A 2,001-nucleotide genomic window follows, 5' to 3' on the forward strand; every position below is an offset into this window, starting at 1 on the left:
AAAGCACCGAGGTCCTGTGTCCAGCGTACGAGAGCGCTCTATCCCCGCGCCACTGCTACCCGGCGAGTCGCCGGAGCACGTGGCGCGTTCTGCTGCCCAAACGCGCCCCACTCCCGCCGAACGCGACGCGGCGTGGGCCGAACTCGACCGGCAGGCCGCCGCCGCCCGTGACCGCCGCCGGGCCGCGAAGCAGGCCCCGGCCGCCGCGCTTCCGGCACCTCCGGCCACCCCCACCGACGAGCGGCTCGGTACTGGGGTAACAGAGTTTCCCCCCTCCCCCGCCGTCGCGGGTGTCACGGTGGCTCCCGCCAGCGGAAACCCGTGGAAGAAGCGCCGCGCGGACCGCTTCGCGAGCCGCCGACTTCTGTGGCGCTGGAGTGCCCTCGGGCCGGTCCGCGCGTGCGGCCGGGGCGTCGTCAACCACGACCAGGGCGTCGTGCTCAAGGTCGGCGCTGACGGTCGGTCCCACGCCTCCGGTCTGACCACCTGCAAGAGCATCTGGGCCTGCCCGGTCTGCCAGGCCGTCATCCGCGCCGAGCGCGCGAACGACATCAGCGAAGGCGCCGCGCGGCACGTCGCGAACGGCGGGACTGCCTACCTCGTCACCCTCACCGCCCGGCACTACAAGCGCCACAACCTGGCCGACCTCCGCAAGGCCATGAGCCGCGCCTACAAGGCACTGATCTCCGGCGCCCAGTGGGCCGGGGACCCCGCCCGGGGCCGAGAGGGCGAGCGGGCCCGGATGGGCGTCCTCGGCGTCATGCGCTCGGTCGAGGTCACCTGGGGCGACAACGGGTGGCACCCGCACCTGCACCTGGTCGTGCTCCTCGGTGCCGTCCGGTCCGAGCAGGCCGGGGCGGCGCCAGTCGGGTACTTCCCCGTCCCCGACCCCGGTCTGAGCAAGGCGGCCCGCGCCAAGCTGTCGGAGGCCGAGCAGCAGAAGCTCGCCGACTTCGAGCGGATGCAGGCCCGGTGGCTCCGGATCTGGCAGGCCTGGCTCGCCAAGGAAGGGTTCCGCCCCAACGCTCGGCGCGCGATCAGCTGGGACCGGCTGGAACGGGTCGCCGACGCGAAGAAGGCCGGCGCCTACGTCGCCAAGACCCAGGACGACCCGACCGGGAAGAAGCGCGGGAAGGCGGCGGGCAACGAGCTGGCCCGCCTCGACATGAAGAGCGCCCGCAAGATCGGCAACCTGACGCCGATGGAGATCCTCCAGGAGGCCCGTCGCCTCCAGTCCGAACCGACCGAACAGGACATCGCCGCCGGAGTCGAGAAGCGCGTCGCCCAGCTGCACGCCGTGTGGCTGGAGTACGAGTCGGCCACCCGGGGCTGGCGCGCGATCGAGTGGACCCGAGGCCTCCGCGCCGCCCTCGGCATGACCGAGGAAGAGCGGACCGAAGACGAGATCATGGAGGCCGAGGCAGTCGGCGAGACGTACGGCTTCCTCGATGTCGAGTCCTGGCGCCGGATCTGCCGACTCAACATGGACACCCAGGTCCACGAGGCGTACGAAGACGGCGGGATCGCCGCCCTGGTCCGGCTCCTCACCAGCGTCCACCTGACCCTCGGCCAGCCCACGCTCCGGACGTACGAAACCGACCCGGACGGGACGGTCCGGATGGTCCCGGTGCCCGCCGCGAACCCCGAGTTCGACGCCGACTAGTTGGCGTGTGGAGCCGACCCCGCCCGCAAAACTGGTACCAGTTTGCACTAACTCGCTGCAGGCATCTGCCGGTAGCAAGTTAGTGCTTACTGTTCCAGTAAGCGGCGTCCGGACCGTGGCCGAGGGGACGTCGGCGGGGCGGCTCGACGTGCTCCTGGTGGACGTCGTCGGCGGCGACCTGGCCGTCGAGGACCACGGCTTCGATGGGGAGTCGGCGGGCGCCGGCAGTGTGCTCGTCGCCCTGGTGCTCATCGTCGGATCGGACGTGGAGCGGGCGCCTGTGAGTGCTCATCCGACCATGATCCCGGAAGCGTGTCGGCGCTCACCCGGACACCAAA

Annotated in this window: 2 protein-coding genes; both read left to right on the plus strand. The window is 71.5% G+C overall.

Annotation, left to right across the window (positions count from 1 at the left end):
- The first annotated feature begins 298 nt into the window (after window positions 1-298).
- A complete protein-coding gene (locus ACIG5E_RS39360; protein WP_396542112.1) occupies window positions 299-1,663 on the plus strand; it encodes a protein rep in 1,365 nt (454 codons plus the stop codon).
- A gap of 115 nt (window positions 1,664-1,778) precedes the next feature.
- On the plus strand, window positions 1,779-2,001 hold a 223-nt coding region (locus ACIG5E_RS39365), incomplete at its 3' end, for a hypothetical protein (RefSeq protein WP_396542114.1).

The sequence above is a fragment of the Kitasatospora sp. NPDC053057 genome, assembly GCF_044546945.1.
In the GTDB taxonomy this organism is placed as follows: domain Bacteria; phylum Actinomycetota; class Actinomycetes; order Streptomycetales; family Streptomycetaceae; genus Kitasatospora.